Source organism: Pseudomonas bohemica, assembly GCF_002934685.1.
GTDB lineage: Bacteria > Pseudomonadota > Gammaproteobacteria > Pseudomonadales > Pseudomonadaceae > Aquipseudomonas > Aquipseudomonas bohemica.
The window spans coordinates 45,500-59,662 of sequence record NZ_NKHL01000099.1; the positions used below are offsets into that span (position 1 = coordinate 45,500).

A 14,163-nucleotide genomic window follows, 5' to 3' on the forward strand; every position below is an offset into this window, starting at 1 on the left:
GAGAGCCTCGCATGTTTGAATTACGGGTATTGACCGGCCTGCATCAGGGCGCCGCGCTACCGTTGGTGGGTGAGCAATGGGCGATCGGTTCGAATGCCGAACAGGACCTGGCCCTGCATGATCCGGGCGTCGAGCAACTGCACTGTCGCCTGCAACGTCGGGGTGAAAGCTGGGTGCTGAACGCCGCTGACGGCGGCATTGGCGATCAGGAAGGTCATCGCCATGAAACGGCTGAACTGACGCCCAACATAGCGTTCGTGCTCGGCTCGGTTTGGCTCTGTGTGTCGGCGGCTGACGATGCCTGGCCGTCGGTGCCGGCGGTCATAGCGCAGCCTGAGGCCGAGCCTCAGCCGGAACCGCAACCTCAGCCCAGTGCTCCGCCGCTGGAGAAAGTCGAATCCCGTTCGCGTCTGCTCAATCGCACCACCGGCGTAGTCGTCGGCGTATTGCTGGGGATCGCTGGAAGTGCGTGGAGTCTGACCCGCAGCAATGGGCCTGAGCCACTGGTGGCAACCGCGGTCGTTCAGCCGCACATGCAGCCTGCCGCAAAAGCGAAACCCGCGGCCGAACCCGCGCACAAACGCATTCAACTGACCAGCATCGAAGACACCCGGCGCCAGCTCAACACCATGCTCAACGACCGCCTGCTCAGCAGCATCAATGTGCAGCAGACGCCCGAAGGGCTGGCATTGAGCGGTAATCTGAAGGCCGAATCGCAGCTCGTCTATCAGCGCATGCTGCAGCGTTTCAAGGATCGCTATGACTCACCCGTGGCCCTGATCGACAACGTCACCACCTCAAGCAATGGCTTGCCCTTCACCATCGTGCAGATCATGTCCGGGCCTCATGCGCATCTGGTCACCGCCGACGGTCATCGCCTGTACGTCGGCGATGAGCTGGCCGGCCTGCGTCTGACCCGCATCGATGACAATCACATCCAGTTCGATGGCGAGCGGCACTACGAGGTGAACTGGTGAACGCCGCCCTGGATCAATGGAAAACCCGCCACGCCAGACGCCTGAGCGGCTTTAGCGCAGTGCAGGTTAGTGGGCGGGTGAGCGCGGTCAGCGGGATACTGCTGGAATGCCAGATTCCGGCGGCCAAAATCGGCGATCTGTGCGAGGTGAGCAAGGCCGACGGGAGCACCATGCTGGCGGAAATCGTCGGTTTTACCCGCGATTGCACGCTGCTCAGCGCCCTCGGCACACCCGACGGAATTCAGGTCGGCGCGCACATCCGGCCACTGGGCATGGCGCATCGCATCGGCGTCGACGACAGTTTGCTCGGCAGCGTACTCGACGGCTTCGGCAGGCCGCTGCTGGAGGACTGCCAAGGCGCCTTCGCTGGCCCCGGCGACCGGCGGGTGACCTTACCGGTGATCGCCGACGCCCTGCCGCCTACCCAACGCCCGCGTATCACTAGCGCCCTGCCCACCGGCGTGCGCGCCATCGACAGCGCCATTCTGCTCGGCGAGGGCCAGCGTGTCGGGCTGTTCGCCGGCGCCGGTTGCGGCAAGACCACGCTGATGGCAGAGCTGGCGCGCAACATGGCCTGCGACGTGATCGTCTTTGGCTTGATCGGCGAACGGGGCCGTGAACTGCGGGAGTTTCTCGATCACGAGCTGGACGCCACGCTGCGCAGCCGCTCGGTGCTGGTCTGCGCCACTTCTGACCGCTCCAGCATGGAACGCGCCCGCGCGGCATTTACGGCCACAGCCATCGCCGAGGCCTATCGTGCGCGCGGCATGAAGGTGCTGTTGTTGCTGGACTCGCTGACCCGGTTCGCCCGGGCCCAGCGTGAAATCGGCATTGCGGCAGGTGAGCCTCTGGGTCGTGGCGGTCTGCCGCCTTCGGTCTACACCCTGCTGCCGCGTCTGGTCGAGCGCGCGGGAATGAGCGAGACCGGCTCGATCACCGCGCTGTACACCGTGCTGATCGAGCAGGATTCGATGAACGACCCGGTGGCCGACGAGGTGCGCTCACTGCTGGACGGCCACATCGTGCTGTCGCGCAAACTGGCCGAGCGCGGTCACTACCCAGCCATCGACGTGCAGGCCAGCATCAGCCGGATTCTCGGCAACGTCACCGGCCGCGAACACCAGCAAGCGAACAACCGGCTGCGGCGGCTGATGGCGGCCTACAAGCAGGTGGAAATGCTCCTGCGCCTGGGCGAATACCAACCCGGCGGCGACCCCGTGACCGATTGCGCGGTGCAGCTCAACGAGCCGATCAACGCCTTTTTACGTCAGGACCTGCGAGAACCGGTGCCGCTTGAGAAGACCCTGGACGCCTTGATGCGCTTGACCTCGCAACTGCCGGAGTGACGTGTGGGTCATGACGCCTGTGAACGTAAGCGCGGCTGCCAACGGGCTATGAAGCTTGCAAATACATTGCTGTGGGAGCTGCCGGAGCTGCGCGCCAGCCGCGAAGGTGGCTGGTCAGTCAACTTAAGCAATGGCTTGAATTGCGCGTTCGCTGCCGTCATAACCTCCGGCGTTTCCTACAGGTGCGAGGTCGTTGGCCGGGAATGGCTGTGAAGCTTGAAAATACATTGCTGTGGGAGCTGCCGGAGCTGCGCGCCAGCCGCGAAGGCGGTGGGTCAGGCACCTTATGCAGTGGCTGGATGATGCCTGCGCGTACAGGTGCGAAGTCGTCGGCTAACAAGGGGTCTGTCTGATGGAAGAAGAACTGGAAATCGACCCGCAGCACCTGGCCATGGAGCAGGTCATCGGCGTGCTCACCCCCCTGCGCCAACATCGCCAGGCCAGCGCCGAGCGGGCGCAACGCAAGGCGCAGCAGGCGTTGGAGGACATGCAGGTGCATTTGCACGAGACCCGTGAAGCCCTGAGTCAGGAGCGGGCCAATCAGCGCGAACGGCGTCAGGTTCTGAGCGACGCAAACCTGAATAAACGCATGTCGCTGAATGAACTCGATCGCTGGCACGAAAGGGAGAATCGCATGCTCGATCGACTGGCCTACATCCGCCAGGACATCGAGCAACAAAGGCTGGGCATCGACGACCAGCAACAGCGCCTGCAGCAGGCCAAAGATGCAGCGAAAGCCTCTCAGCGCGCCGTGGAAAAGCTCGCTTGTCTGGCCGAAGCCCTCGATGAACGAGCCTCTCAATGAACAAGGTCGAGTCCCGATGAATACGCCGATCAAGTCCCCGCCCCGCCCGCAAACCCCAACCGCCCAGCGCCCGGCGCCAGTCGAACCGGCAGCGCCAAACGCCAATCGCGCAGGTGTCGCCGGGCTGCGTCGCGGTGAGCCTGAGCGTTTGCGTTCCGCCTGGAATCAACCAAATCAGTCCGAAACGCTGAATGCGGACGGCCTGTTCTTTTCTCAGTTGCTGGTACCCGCGGTCGGCGAAGCGCCCGACCACTCAACCTTTGGCGGCAGTGGTCTGAACCTGATGCCCCCCAGCGATGGCGTGCCGACCGGCTTGATCGACGAGTTGGCAGAGCGTCTTCCCGTGCAGCCCGACGGCCCGTTCAGCGTGACCCTGCTGATGCCCCACCTGGGCCGGGTGCAGGTCAATGCCCACAAGCGTGACAACCAATGGAATGTCGAACTGGGCTTCGCCCGACGCGGTGTGCTTTCACGTCTCAAGCCCCATCAGCGCGCTTGTGAACGCGCCCTGGCCGATGCCCTGGGCCATGACGTCGGCCTGTCTTTCCATGAGGAGCGTGAAGCATGAATGCGTTGGCGTTGCGCAAGGTCGATCCGACGGCAGCCCGCTTCAGTCGCCAATTGGGCGCGGGGGTGAGTCTGCCATTCAATACGCAAGGAATGGATGGCGAACTGAGGCTGCGCCCGTTGACAGCCAGCAATGCCCTGGAAATCCCCATCTGCTGGTTCGACAGCGCCATCGGCGTATTCGGCCTGAGTGACGCCGAAGCCATGCTCAGCCTGCTGGGGGAATTGCCCGTCACCCTCGGCGGCGACCCCCAATCCTGGTACTGGCAGGCACTCAATCAACGATTCAGTCCCGCCATCGCGGAACTGCTTTCACCCCTCGCGCCACTCACTGACAACACTGCGCTGTCGGCCGCTGCGCTCACTTGCCGAATCCAGCTGCATCTGGGCGATCAGTCGCTGCATAGCGTGATCTGCGCCGATGCCGAGGTGCTGCTGCGTTTGCTGGAGAGCCCGCGCTGGCAAGCCCACCGCCAGACGCTCGATGAGCAATGGCCGGTCAATCCACCGCTGGTGTTAGGCCAGCTGTCGCTGAGCCTGGCGCAACTGTCGTCGCTGCAACCGGGTGACGTATTGCTGCCGCCGCTGTGCCATTTCGACAGCGACGGCCATGGCCGTCTGCAACTGGGCGGGCGGCAATGGGCAGTGCAGACCGACAGCCACGAACGACAGCTGTATGTACGGCTCAGCCACGAGGAAGACCTGGAACATGGCCAATGAAGCGCTCTATGACGAAGAGCTGGAAACCTGCGCCGACGATTACGAAGAGTCGTCTCGGGCCTACGACGCCTACGCGGATGACGAGGAGCAGCCAACGGGCGATGCTCGATGGCAGCAACCTGATCAATACCAACAGGATTTTGCCTCGGCCGAGTCCAGCCCTCTGGATGCCATCGACCAATTGCCGATGGCCCTCACCCTGCGCTGCGGCAGCCTCAACCTGACCCTGGGCGACCTGCGCCGGGTTGCGGCGGGCACGGTGCTCGAGGTCAGCGGCGTCACCCCCGGTTTCGCCACCCTGTGCCACGGCGAGCGTGTGGTCGCCGAGGGTGAGCTGGTGGACGTCGATGGCCGACTGGGCCTGCAAATCACCCGGATGGCGCCGCCCGCATGATCATGGATGGGATGAATCCGGTGCTGCTGGCGCTGTTCCTCGGCGCCTTATCGTTGATTCCGTTTCTGTTGATCGTCTGTACGGCCTTTCTGAAAATCGCCATGACCCTGTTGATCACCCGCAACGCCATCGGTGTGCAGCAGGTGCCGCCGAACATGGCGATGTACGGCATCGCACTGGCCGCAACCATGTTCGTCATGGCACCGGTGGCCCATGAAATCCAGCAGCGAGTTCACGATCATCCGCTGGAAATGGGTAGCACCGACAAGCTGCAAGCCAGCGCCAATACGGTCATCGAGCCACTGCAACGCTTCATGACCCGCAACACCGACCCCGATGTCATCGCCCATCTGCTGGACAACACGCAACGCATGTGGCCCAAGGAAATGGCCGATCAGGCGACCAAGAGCGACCTGCTGCTGGCGGTCCCGGCTTTCGTGCTCTCGGAGTTGCAGGCCGGGTTTCAGATTGGCTTTCTGATCTATATCCCGTTCATCGTCATCGACCTGATCGTCTCCAATCTGCTGCTGGCGCTGGGCATGCAAATGGTCTCGCCGATGACCATTTCGCTGCCGCTCAAGCTGCTGCTGTTCGTACTGGTGCAAGGCTGGACGCGCTTGCTCGACAGCCTGTTCTATTCCTACATGTGAGGCAGCAATGGAAGCGTTGGCATTGTTCAAGCAGGGCATGTTTCTGGTGGTGATCCTCACCGCGCCGCCGTTGGGTGTCGCGGTGCTGGTAGGCGTGATCACCTCACTGGTGCAGGCCTTGATGCAGATCCAGGATCAGACCCTGCCCTTCGGCATCAAACTGGCGGCCGTCGGCCTGACCCTGGCCATGACCGGACGCTGGATCGGCGTCGAACTGATTCAGTTCATCAACATGGCGTTCGACCTGATTGCCCGCTCCGGGGGCGCACACTAAATGCCATTCGACGCCCAAGGGCTGTTCGAGTTGATGCTGGGCATGGGACTGGCCGCCGCGCGTCTGCTGCCGTGCATGATCCTGGTCCCAGCGTTCTGCTTCAAATACCTCAAAGGCCCGTTGCGTTATGCGGTGGTGCTGGTGGTGTCGATGGTTCCGGCGCCAGCCATCAGTCGGGCGCTGTCTTCGTTCGAAAACGACTGGTTTTCCATCGGCGCGCTGCTGCTCAAGGAAGCCGTGCTCGGCACGTTGCTGGGCCTGTTGCTGTACGCGCCGTTCTGGATGTTCGCCTCGGTCGGCGCGCTGCTCGACAGCCAGCGCGGTGCCTTGAGCGGCGGCCAGCTCAACCCGGCACTGGGGCCTGATGCGACGCCGTTGGGCGAACTTTTTCAGGAGACCCTGATCATGCTGGTGATCCTCTCCGGCGGCCTGTCGTTGATCACCCAGGTGATCTGGGACAGCTACCAGGTCTGGCCGCCCACCGCGTGGTTGCCGGGCATGACTGTCGAGGGCCTGGACGTGTTTCTCGAGCAGCTGAATCAGACCCTGCAACACATGATGCTTTACGCGGCGCCGTTCATTGGCCTGCTGTTGTTGATCGAAGCGGCGCTGGCGATCATCGGGCTGTACGCGCAACAACTGAACGTGTCGATCCTCGCCATGCCAGCGAAAAGCATGGCCGGGATCGCCTTTCTGCTGATCTACCTGCCGACCCTGCTGGAACTGGGCAACGGCCAGATTCTGCAGTTCGCCGATCTCAAGCACCTGCTGACGCAACTGGTGCCGGTGCCATGAGCGAAAAAACCGAAAAGGCCACGCCCAAGCAACTGCGCGACGCCCGCGAAAAGGGCCAGGTCGGGCAGAGTCAAGACCTGAGCAAACTGCTGGTGCTGCTGGTGGTCAGCGAGGTTACGCTGGGGTTGGCCGATGAAAGCGTCGCGCGTCTTCTGCATCTGTTGTCGCTGTCGTTTCAGGGCATCGGCAAACCCTACATGCACACCATCGAGCAGGTCGCCAGCGAGGGCACGACGGTGTTGATTGGCTTCATTCTCAGCAGTGTCGGCGTGGCCATGTTGATGCGTCTGGTCGGCAGTTGGGTGCAGATCGGCTTTCTGTTCGCGCCCAAGGCGTTGAAACCCGACATCAACAAGCTCAACCCCTTCGCCCATGCCAAGCAGATGTTTTCGGCGCAGAACCTCACCACCCTGCTGCTGAGCGTGCTCAAGGCAGTGGCGATCGCGACGACGCTGTATGCGGTGGTCAAACCGTCGCTGGGGGCGTTGATCCTGCTCTCCAATACCGACCTGACGACTTACTGGCATTCGCTGTTGCAGCTGTTTCGCCACATTCTGCGCGCAACCCTGGGCTTGCTGCTGGTGATCGGCATGGTCGACTTCGCGCTGCAGAAGTATTTCCACGCCAAGAAGCTGCGTATGAGCCACGAGGACATCAAGAAGGAATACAAACAGTCCGAAGGCGATCCCCACGTCAAAGGCCATCGTCGGCAGCTGGCGCATGAACTGTTGAATCAAGCGCCCACCGCTGCTCCGAAACCGGTGGAAGACGCTGACATGCTGGTGGTCAACCCGACCCACTACGCTGTAGCGCTGTATTACCGACCGGGGCAGACACCGCTGCCGCAGATTCACTGCAAAGGCGAAGACGACGACGCCCTGGCGCTCATCGCTCGGGCGAAAAAGGCCGGAATTCCGGTGGTACAAAGCATCTGGCTGGCGCGCACGCTGTACAAGGTCAACCCCGGCAAATACATCCCCCGCCCTACATTGCTGGCGGTTGCGCATATCTATCAGGTGGTGCGGCAGCTGGAAGAAGTGACGGATGAGGTGATTCGGATTGAGGACGAGTAAAGCGAGGTATGGCTCACAAGTCCCTGTGCGAATGAGCTGACTCACCTAGGAGTATCAGCCGCTGAAGATGTTGCGACTGTGCCGTTGTCTTCGTCCGATGGCGGCCCCGACAAGCTCGCTTCCACAGGCCCGGAGGACACGGGAAGTCAGGCTGCGCACCTTACTGCGTCGGGCGGGTTTCCTGGGACATGAACTCGGTAATTCGCGAGCGCAGCCAGCGTTCGGCAGGGTCATTGTCGTGGACGCCGCTCCAGACCATCGACAGTTCCGCCGGCTCGATCGGGAACGGCGGGTCTTCGGCTCGTAGCGTACAGCCTTCCACCAGCGCGCAGGCCGCATAATCCGGCACCGTGGCAATCAATTCGGTGCCCGCCAGCAAGGCGCGCAAGCCACTGAACTGCGGCACGGCCACCACCACCCTTCTCGCCCGGCCGACCTTGGCCAGATCGATGTCGATGTTGCCACTCAAGTCCCCCGAGAACGAGACCATGGTGTGCGGCCGTGCGCAGTAGTCATCCAGGGTCAACGGCTCGGGGCGCATGTCGCCGCGCAGCACTTTGCAACCGATGTCGCGCAGTTTTTTGCGCTTGGCGTTGGCCGGCAGTTCGGTGGTATAGCTGATCCCCACGGAAATCTCGCCAGAGGCGAGCAAGGCCGGCATCAGCAAGTAGTTTGCCCGTCGCACCACCACGATGATTCCCGGCGCTTCTTCTCGCAGTTGACTGAGCAACGGCGGAAACAGGCCGAATTCGGCGTCGTCGGACAGGCCGATGCGAAACACGTCGCAGCTGGTCGCCGGGTCGAACTCCTTGGCCCGACTCACTGCGCCGGAAATGGTGTCCAGCGCCGGTTGTAGCTCTTTGAGGATGTCCAGCGCACGAGCCGTCGGCTCCATCGTCCGGCCGTTGCGCAGCAGCAAGGGATCATCGAACAGGTCACGCAGCCGCGCCAGCGCCGCACTGATCGCCGGTTGGCCCATGAACAGCTTCTCGGCCACGCGCGTGAGGTTGCGTTCGAACATCAACGCTTCGAAGATCACTAGCAGGTTCATGTCGACGCGGCGCAGGTCGTTGCGATTCATGGATCGATTCCGGAGTGAACGTAAGGAAAGGATGGGGTGCCAACGCTCCAGGCCGCTGGCTGCGGCCAATAGACCTCGGCAGATAAACACGGCAAGTGCTCACGCGACTTGAACAAATGTGCTTTTCCCGACGACCCCGCACACCTGTCGCGCTCTTTTCCCTGAACACAGCACCCCCGGACTAAATCGCGCACAGGCCAACAATCCGTAATGCCGTGGGCCCTGTCAGATTGGCCGCTTGCGTTCTCCTCTCTCAGAAGGCCGTTTCATGGCAAGCCGATTGTCCCTGCTCACCCTGACCTTGCTCGCAACCACTTCGGACCTCGTGGCCGCCAGCCAAAGCGCTGAACACGGTTTTGTGGCCGACACTTCGCTGATCGTCACAGCACGTAATTTCTTTCTGCAGAACGACTACCGTACCGGCCAGCGCGACCAGAGCTATCGCCAGGAATGGGCGCAGGGTTTCATCGCCAACCTGCAATCGGGCTTTACCCAGGGCACGCTTGGCGCTGGGGTCGATGCTCACGGGTTCTATGGCCTGAAGCTCGACAGCGGACGGGGTCGAGCGGGCACCGGGCTGTTGCCGCTGGACAGCGACGGTCGGGCCGAAGACGACTACGCCAGTGCGGGTGGCGTACTGAAGCTGCGCCTGTCGCAGACCACATTGAGAATCGGCGAAATGGAAGTCGAAACCCCGGTGCTGGATACCGGCGACAAGCGCTTGCAGCCGGAATACGCCACCGGCCTGTTTCTCGACAGTCGCGATGTCGAAGGGGTGAAGCTGATCGCGGGGCATTTCAGCGCCTTCAAGAACGAAAACGCCTCAACCGCCAAAGGCGACTTCGACGGCTACGGCGCCAGCACTCGGGACCGTTCGATGACGCTGGCCGGTGTGGAAACCACCGGCAGCACACCGGTCGGCGGCTCACTTTACGCCTCGCAGCTGACTGACACCTGGCGACAGTACTACGGCAACCTGCATTACATCCATGTGCTTTCCGACAACAGCTCGCTGCTGCTGGACAGCAATCTCTACCGCACCCTGGATCAGGGCAGCGCGCGCGCCGGGGCCATCGACAACACGGCCTACAGCCTGTCGGCCAAATACAGCGTAGGGGCTCAGGCATTCACGCTGGCCTGGCAGAAAATCGATGGCGACACGCCTTTCGATTTCGTCGGGGGTGACTCGATCTATCTGGCCAACTCGGTCAAGTATGCCGACTTCAACGGCGCCCATGAGCAGTCCTGGCAACTGCGCTACGACCTGGATGCAAGCGTGTTCGGCATGCCGGGCTTGAGGTTCATGACCCGCTACGTGCGCGGCAGCCAGATCGACGGCACCCATGCGCCACAGGGCGCGGTGTATCAGCCGTTCGACGAGGACACGGGGCGTTTCGAGCCGATCCAGGGCAAGGACGGCCGCCACTGGGAGCGCGATATCGACCTCAAATACGTGGTGCAGTCGGGGCCAGCCAAGGATCTGTCGTTGAACGTTTCCCACGTATCCCATCGCGGCAACGATGCGCAGGGTGGGGACGATATCGACCGGTTGTATGTCGTGGTGCAGTATCCGTTGAGTGTGCTCTGACGTCCGCGCCGACCCGGTAGCAACCCCGCTTGCCGGCGATGGCGTACGCAAGATGAGTGCCGCTGGCAGCCTGCGATGCTACAGGGCGCGGGAAGTTCAGGTGCTCCAGCTCAAACTGATTCCGCACCACACACCAACGCCTGCGCCCTGAACCGCCGCCAGTTGAACGGCGTTACCCCCACTACCCGGCTGAACACGCGGGTGAAATGCGATTGGTCGGCGAAACCGCAATCCAGGCTGATCTGCGAAATGGTCAGCGCGGATTCGCCGAGCAATCCCCTGGCCCGGTCCAGGCGCATCTGCAGGAACCAGTCGCGGGGCGAGAGGCCGGTGTTTTTCTTGAAAGCCCGGGAAAAATGACTGCGGGACAACGAGCACTCGCTGGCGATGCGGGCGATGGACAGGCCCTTGTCCATCTGGCTGGACATCAGTTCCTTGGCCCGACGTTCCTGCCACGGCGACAGGGCAACGCGCTCGGCGGGGGGCCGGACTTCAGCCTGCCCGGATTCCGAGGCCAGCCGCGCGGACAGTTCGCGCACCACCTGTTCAAGCAGCATCTGCTCGCTGCCGGGCAATGCACGCAGGGATGCCAGCAACGAGTTGAACAATGTCGGGTCGATTGCATTCATGCCAGGCTCTCCAGCTCCAAGGGGCGGTGTCCGGAGTCTGGTTCAGCAGTGCCTTAAAGTCCTTCTCGGGGGTATTAAATGTTCTGAATGGTTAATAATCCACGCACCTGGCGCGGACGATGCAATCCCTTTCAGAACGTTTAAGGCCACCCTCAAGGACGCCGCAGCGAGACAGGTTTAAGGTCGTGTTTTCCGAGGCTCGGTTCGCTGCGAGGGACGCAAGTGACCACCCGATACGTTGCCAACATTCCGATCCCTGACAGCGCCATGGCACGCACGGCGACCGAGTTGATGCGCGAAACGCAGTCCGGGCTGATGTTCGATTCGGCGCTGCGCACGTTCGTGTTCGCCAGCCTGCTGGGACAGAGTCGCGAGTTGTGTTACGAACCGGACTTGCTGTACATCGGCGCGCTGTTTCTGCGCATCGGGGTGACCACGCTGTATCGTCATTCGCAGCAGCGTTTCGAGGTCGACAGCGCCGATGCGGCTGCGCAATTCCTGCGCGGTTATGGCCGCCCCCGCGATGACATCGCCCAGGTCTGGGATGCCATCGCCTTGCACACCACCCCCGGTATTCCCCAGCACAAGTCGGCATTGACCGCATTATTGGCCGCGGCGGTAGAAACCGACCTGCTCGGCACCCACTGCCAGGCCCTCTGCCCCGGCGTACTGACCAGGGTATTGAGTGCCTTTCCTCGCGAGCCGGGATTCAAGATCAAATTTCTCCACACCCTTGCATTGGGTCAACTGCACAGACCGCAGAGCACCTTCGGCACGATCAATGCCGACGTGCTGTCGTTTCATGATCGGCGGATGAGCGTGGGGGGCTTCTGCGAGCGGTTGCTGGCGTCGAAGTGGCCGTATTGAGGCTTAAGGCTCGAAGCTCGAGCCGATCAACCCACGCCCGGCAAGGTGAACACGAACGTCGCGCCGCCATACCGCGCAGGCATCACATACAACTGTCCGCCATGGGCATGAATGATCGAGCGACAGATCGCCAGCCCCATGCCCATGCCTTTGTCCTTGGTGGTGAAGAACGCGTTGAACACCTTGTCCATGTCCTCGGTTGCGATGCCGGGTCCGGTGTCCTCCACGCTGACCACCAGGTAGTCCGTGCGTACCACTTCGCTGGTGATCGCCAGCCGCCGCAGCACCTGATCACCCGCACACATGGCATCCAGCGCGTTGAGGATCAGGTTCAGCACCACCTGCTGCAATTGCACCTCGGACCCGTAGACCTGCAACGGAGAGCGCGAAAGGTGAGTGGTCATAAGCACCCGTTGCTGTTCCAGCTCGACCACCGTCAGCGCCACGACATGCCGGATTACATCGTTGATCAGCAACGGCCGACGTTGCTGAACGCCTTGCCGTGCCAGCGATTGCAGCGCATTGACGATCTCGCCGGCGCGCTTGCCGTCCTGAACGATGTCGCGCAGCCCGCCCAGTGCTTGCTCCACCTGCGGCGTTTCGCGATTGAGCCAACGCAGGCTGGCGGCGCATTGGACACCATCGACGCCAGCGGCTGGTTGATTTCGTGAGCGATCGACGCTGCCAGCTCGCCCATCACAGTGACCTGGGAAACCCGCGCCAACTTGGCCCGCGCGTTGCGCAGTGCGGTTTCGATGTCCTGCCGCCGCGCGTTCTCGGCCATCAGTTCGTCACGCAGGCGCGCGGTTTCGAGCGAGATCGCCGCCTGCCCGGCGAGCAGTTCCAGCACCCCGGCGCGGCTGGCGGTAAACACTCCTGGCGCCAGATTGTTTTCCAGATACAGCACGCCGGTCACCCGCCGCTGCTTGAGCAACGGCAGGCACAGTGCCGAGCGCACGAGCTGATTGTCGAGGTAGCTGTCGTCGCCGAAATACGCATCGCAGCTGACGTCCTCGATCACCAGTCGCTGCTGGGTGCGCATGACGCGATAGAGGATCGATAACGGTAGCTGCGCCGTGCTCGGGATGACTTCCACCAGCTCGATCTGCACGTCATCGTCACCGCCACGACCCACCGCGCAGATCATCGGCGCATCGTCCTTGACCAGCATCAGCAAAGCCCGCTGCGCACCGGCATGAATGATGGTGGTGCTCATGAGGATTTCGATCAGCCGATCCTGCTCGGTCTCTTCGCCCAGTGCCTGCGCAGCCTTCATTACCGACGCCAGATCCAGGGTGTCCTGCCCGCCCGGAATGGTGATGGAAGTGCGGGACGCCAGAATTTCATCCCGATGCCGCGACTGTGTGACCAGCGCCTGTCGATATGCGGCGCTGCGATGCTGACCCTGATCATGACCCAGCTGGGGAATGTCCTGCAGATGCTGCCACTGGCAGCTGCACGAGCGCAGGTCCGCCAGCAGGCTTGCCGCGCTCTGGTAGCGGTCGTCCGGGTTTTTCGCAAGCAGTTTGAGCACCAGTTGGCCCAGCGCGGGCGGGATATCGCCGCGATACAGGCTCAGCGCGGGCGGCTGTCGTGCCACGTGGCAATACACCCATTCCACAGCGTCCCGAGCCTCGAACGGCAGATGCCCGGCCAGCCACTCATAGAAGGTCATGCCCAGCGAATACAGGTCGCTGCGCTGATCGGCCTGACGCTCAACCCGGCGCGCCTGCTCCGGCGCCATGTAGGCCAGGGTGCCGCAGATCGAATCCGACACAGGCAGATAGCCGGACGGATGCGCCTCGACACTCAAGCCGAAACCGCTCAGGCGCACCACCCCGTCGGCGCCTTCGATCAGGTTGCAGGGTTTGACGTCGCGGTGCAGCAGACCATCGGCATGGGCCTGCGCCAGTGCGTCAGCCGCGCCGGTGGCCAGGCGCAGAAAGCGCCCGATGGCAAAAGGTTGATCGGCCAGTTCATGCAGCTGTTGTCCGCCCGGATCGCTGAGCACCAGCAACGAGCCCTCGCCGAACGACGACTGCCTCTGCGCCGAGAACAGTGCCAACGGTTGCAGCGCCCAATGCGGCGAGAGCCTGTCGGCCAGCGAGAACTCATGCTCTAGCCTGCGGGTGACGTCTTCTCCGGCATTGCCGCAGGTCTTGACCACACGCCATTGCTGGTCGCCACCGTCGCCAGGCCTGACCCGATAGTGAGTGAGCGCCCCATCGACGAGCAGCAATTCCCAGACGAGCTGATCCAGCCACTGCGGCCCGAAGGACGCCGCACGAGAAACCGACCCTGACGCATTGAACACGCTGCTCATGAAGGCCCTTGGCGTGGTTGCAAAAAAAACTCATGACCGCAGTTAACAGCGCCCATGCAGATCATAGGCCGAAC

16 protein-coding genes are annotated in these 14,163 nt (G+C 62.5%); 12 read left to right on the forward strand and 4 right to left on the reverse strand.

Translation table 11 applies throughout. The annotated features are described in order from the left end of the window. The first annotated feature begins 11 nt into the window (after positions 1-11). From sctD to sctU, 10 genes are all read left to right on the forward strand, one after another. Complete coding sequence (sctD, locus tag CE491_RS09435; protein ID WP_110948088.1) at positions 12-977, forward strand: type III secretion system inner membrane ring subunit SctD; 966 nt, start codon at positions 12-14, stop codon at positions 975-977. Next, entirely contained in the window at positions 974-2,323 is a 1,350-nt protein-coding gene (locus tag CE491_RS09440; RefSeq protein ID WP_110948089.1) for a FliI/YscN family ATPase, read from the forward strand. The genes sctD and CE491_RS09440 overlap by 4 nt, the downstream gene beginning before the upstream one ends. A gap of 352 nt (positions 2,324-2,675) precedes the next feature. After that, positions 2,676-3,128, forward strand: a complete 453-nt coding sequence (locus tag CE491_RS09445; protein WP_110948090.1) for a YscO family type III secretion system apparatus protein — start codon at positions 2,676-2,678, stop codon at positions 3,126-3,128. Then, a complete protein-coding gene (locus CE491_RS09450; RefSeq protein WP_110948091.1) occupies positions 3,109-3,696 on the forward strand; it encodes a type III secretion system HrpP C-terminal domain-containing protein in 588 nt (195 codons plus the stop codon). The genes CE491_RS09445 and CE491_RS09450 overlap by 20 nt, the downstream gene beginning before the upstream one ends. Next, positions 3,693-4,415: a type III secretion system protein gene (locus CE491_RS09455; RefSeq protein ID WP_110948092.1), complete on the forward strand. Its 723-nt coding sequence runs from the start codon at positions 3,693-3,695 to the stop codon at positions 4,413-4,415. The genes CE491_RS09450 and CE491_RS09455 overlap by 4 nt, the downstream gene beginning before the upstream one ends. After that, positions 4,405-4,809, forward strand: coding sequence for a FliM/FliN family flagellar motor switch protein (locus CE491_RS09460; RefSeq protein WP_110948093.1), 405 nt, complete (start codon positions 4,405-4,407; stop codon positions 4,807-4,809). The genes CE491_RS09455 and CE491_RS09460 overlap by 11 nt, the downstream gene beginning before the upstream one ends. Next, entirely contained in the window at positions 4,806-5,459 is a 654-nt protein-coding gene (gene sctR / locus CE491_RS09465; RefSeq protein ID WP_110948094.1) for a type III secretion system export apparatus subunit SctR, read from the forward strand. The genes CE491_RS09460 and sctR overlap by 4 nt, the downstream gene beginning before the upstream one ends. Positions 5,460-5,466: 7 nt before the next feature. After that, positions 5,467-5,733 carry a type III secretion system export apparatus subunit SctS gene (gene sctS / locus CE491_RS09470; RefSeq protein WP_110948095.1) on the forward strand — a complete coding sequence of 89 codons (267 nt, stop codon included), beginning with the start codon at positions 5,467-5,469 and terminating at the stop codon, positions 5,731-5,733. Then, positions 5,734-6,528, forward strand: coding sequence for a type III secretion system export apparatus subunit SctT (gene sctT / locus CE491_RS09475; RefSeq protein WP_110948096.1), 795 nt, complete (start codon positions 5,734-5,736; stop codon positions 6,526-6,528). Next, a complete protein-coding gene (gene sctU / locus CE491_RS09480) occupies positions 6,525-7,601 on the forward strand; it encodes a type III secretion system export apparatus subunit SctU (protein ID WP_110948097.1) in 1,077 nt (358 codons plus the stop codon). Before sctT ends, sctU begins: the two co-directional genes overlap by 4 nt. 160 nt (positions 7,602-7,761) lie before the next feature. On the opposite strand, the gene CE491_RS09485 is transcribed toward sctU, so the two are convergent. Further along, a complete protein-coding gene (locus CE491_RS09485) occupies positions 7,762-8,682 on the reverse strand; it encodes a LysR family transcriptional regulator (protein ID WP_110948098.1) in 921 nt (306 codons plus the stop codon). Positions 8,683-8,950: 268 nt separating this feature from the next. Here CE491_RS09485 and CE491_RS09490 point away from each other — a divergent pair, with 268 nt between their 5' ends. Next, the gene (locus CE491_RS09490) at positions 8,951-10,270 is read left to right on the forward strand and encodes an OprD family porin (RefSeq protein WP_110948099.1); all 1,320 of its coding nucleotides are present in this window, start codon (positions 8,951-8,953) and stop codon (positions 10,268-10,270) included. 110 nt (positions 10,271-10,380) lie between these two features. On the opposite strand, the gene CE491_RS09495 is transcribed toward CE491_RS09490, so the two are convergent. Beyond that, positions 10,381-10,899, reverse strand: coding sequence for an AraC family transcriptional regulator (locus CE491_RS09495; RefSeq protein ID WP_110948100.1), 519 nt, complete (start codon positions 10,897-10,899; stop codon positions 10,381-10,383). 222 nt (positions 10,900-11,121) lie between these two features. Here CE491_RS09495 and CE491_RS09500 point away from each other — a divergent pair, with 222 nt between their 5' ends. Further along, positions 11,122-11,766, forward strand: a complete 645-nt coding sequence (locus CE491_RS09500) for a phosphohydrolase (protein ID WP_110948101.1) — start codon at positions 11,122-11,124, stop codon at positions 11,764-11,766. A gap of 26 nt (positions 11,767-11,792) precedes the next feature. Here the strand turns inward: CE491_RS09500 and CE491_RS30715 are convergent, their stop codons facing one another. Next, on the reverse strand, positions 11,793-12,170 hold the full coding sequence (locus CE491_RS30715; protein ID WP_267894477.1) for a sensor histidine kinase: 378 nt from the start codon (positions 12,168-12,170) through the stop codon (positions 11,793-11,795). Between the two features lie 65 nt (positions 12,171-12,235). Beyond that, entirely contained in the window at positions 12,236-14,089 is a 1,854-nt protein-coding gene (locus tag CE491_RS09510; protein ID WP_110948103.1) for a serine/threonine protein kinase, read from the reverse strand. Positions 14,090-14,163 lie beyond the last annotated feature (74 nt).

Coding starts and splice junctions, on each gene's coding strand:
- sctD (WP_110948088.1), top strand. CDS start 12: ATGTTTGAATTACGGGTATTGACCGGCCTGCATCAGGGCGCCGCGCTA.
- CE491_RS09455 (WP_110948092.1), top strand. CDS start 3,693: ATGAATGCGTTGGCGTTGCGCAAGGTCGATCCGACGGCAGCCCGCTTC.
- CE491_RS09485 (WP_110948098.1), bottom strand. CDS start 8,682: ATGAATCGCAACGACCTGCGCCGCGTCGACATGAACCTGCTAGTGATC.
- CE491_RS09490 (WP_110948099.1), top strand. CDS start 8,951: ATGGCAAGCCGATTGTCCCTGCTCACCCTGACCTTGCTCGCAACCACT.
- sctT (WP_110948096.1), top strand. CDS start 5,734: ATGCCATTCGACGCCCAAGGGCTGTTCGAGTTGATGCTGGGCATGGGA.
- CE491_RS09495 (WP_110948100.1), bottom strand. CDS start 10,899: ATGAATGCAATCGACCCGACATTGTTCAACTCGTTGCTGGCATCCCTG.
- CE491_RS09450 (WP_110948091.1), top strand. CDS start 3,109: ATGAACGAGCCTCTCAATGAACAAGGTCGAGTCCCGATGAATACGCCG.
- CE491_RS09510 (WP_110948103.1), bottom strand. CDS start 14,089: ATGAGCAGCGTGTTCAATGCGTCAGGGTCGGTTTCTCGTGCGGCGTCC.
- sctU (WP_110948097.1), top strand. CDS start 6,525: ATGAGCGAAAAAACCGAAAAGGCCACGCCCAAGCAACTGCGCGACGCC.
- CE491_RS09460 (WP_110948093.1), top strand. CDS start 4,405: ATGGCCAATGAAGCGCTCTATGACGAAGAGCTGGAAACCTGCGCCGAC.
- CE491_RS30715 (WP_267894477.1), bottom strand. CDS start 12,170: ATGACCACTCACCTTTCGCGCTCTCCGTTGCAGGTCTACGGGTCCGAG.
- sctR (WP_110948094.1), top strand. CDS start 4,806: ATGATCATGGATGGGATGAATCCGGTGCTGCTGGCGCTGTTCCTCGGC.
- sctS (WP_110948095.1), top strand. CDS start 5,467: ATGGAAGCGTTGGCATTGTTCAAGCAGGGCATGTTTCTGGTGGTGATC.
- CE491_RS09445 (WP_110948090.1), top strand. CDS start 2,676: ATGGAAGAAGAACTGGAAATCGACCCGCAGCACCTGGCCATGGAGCAG.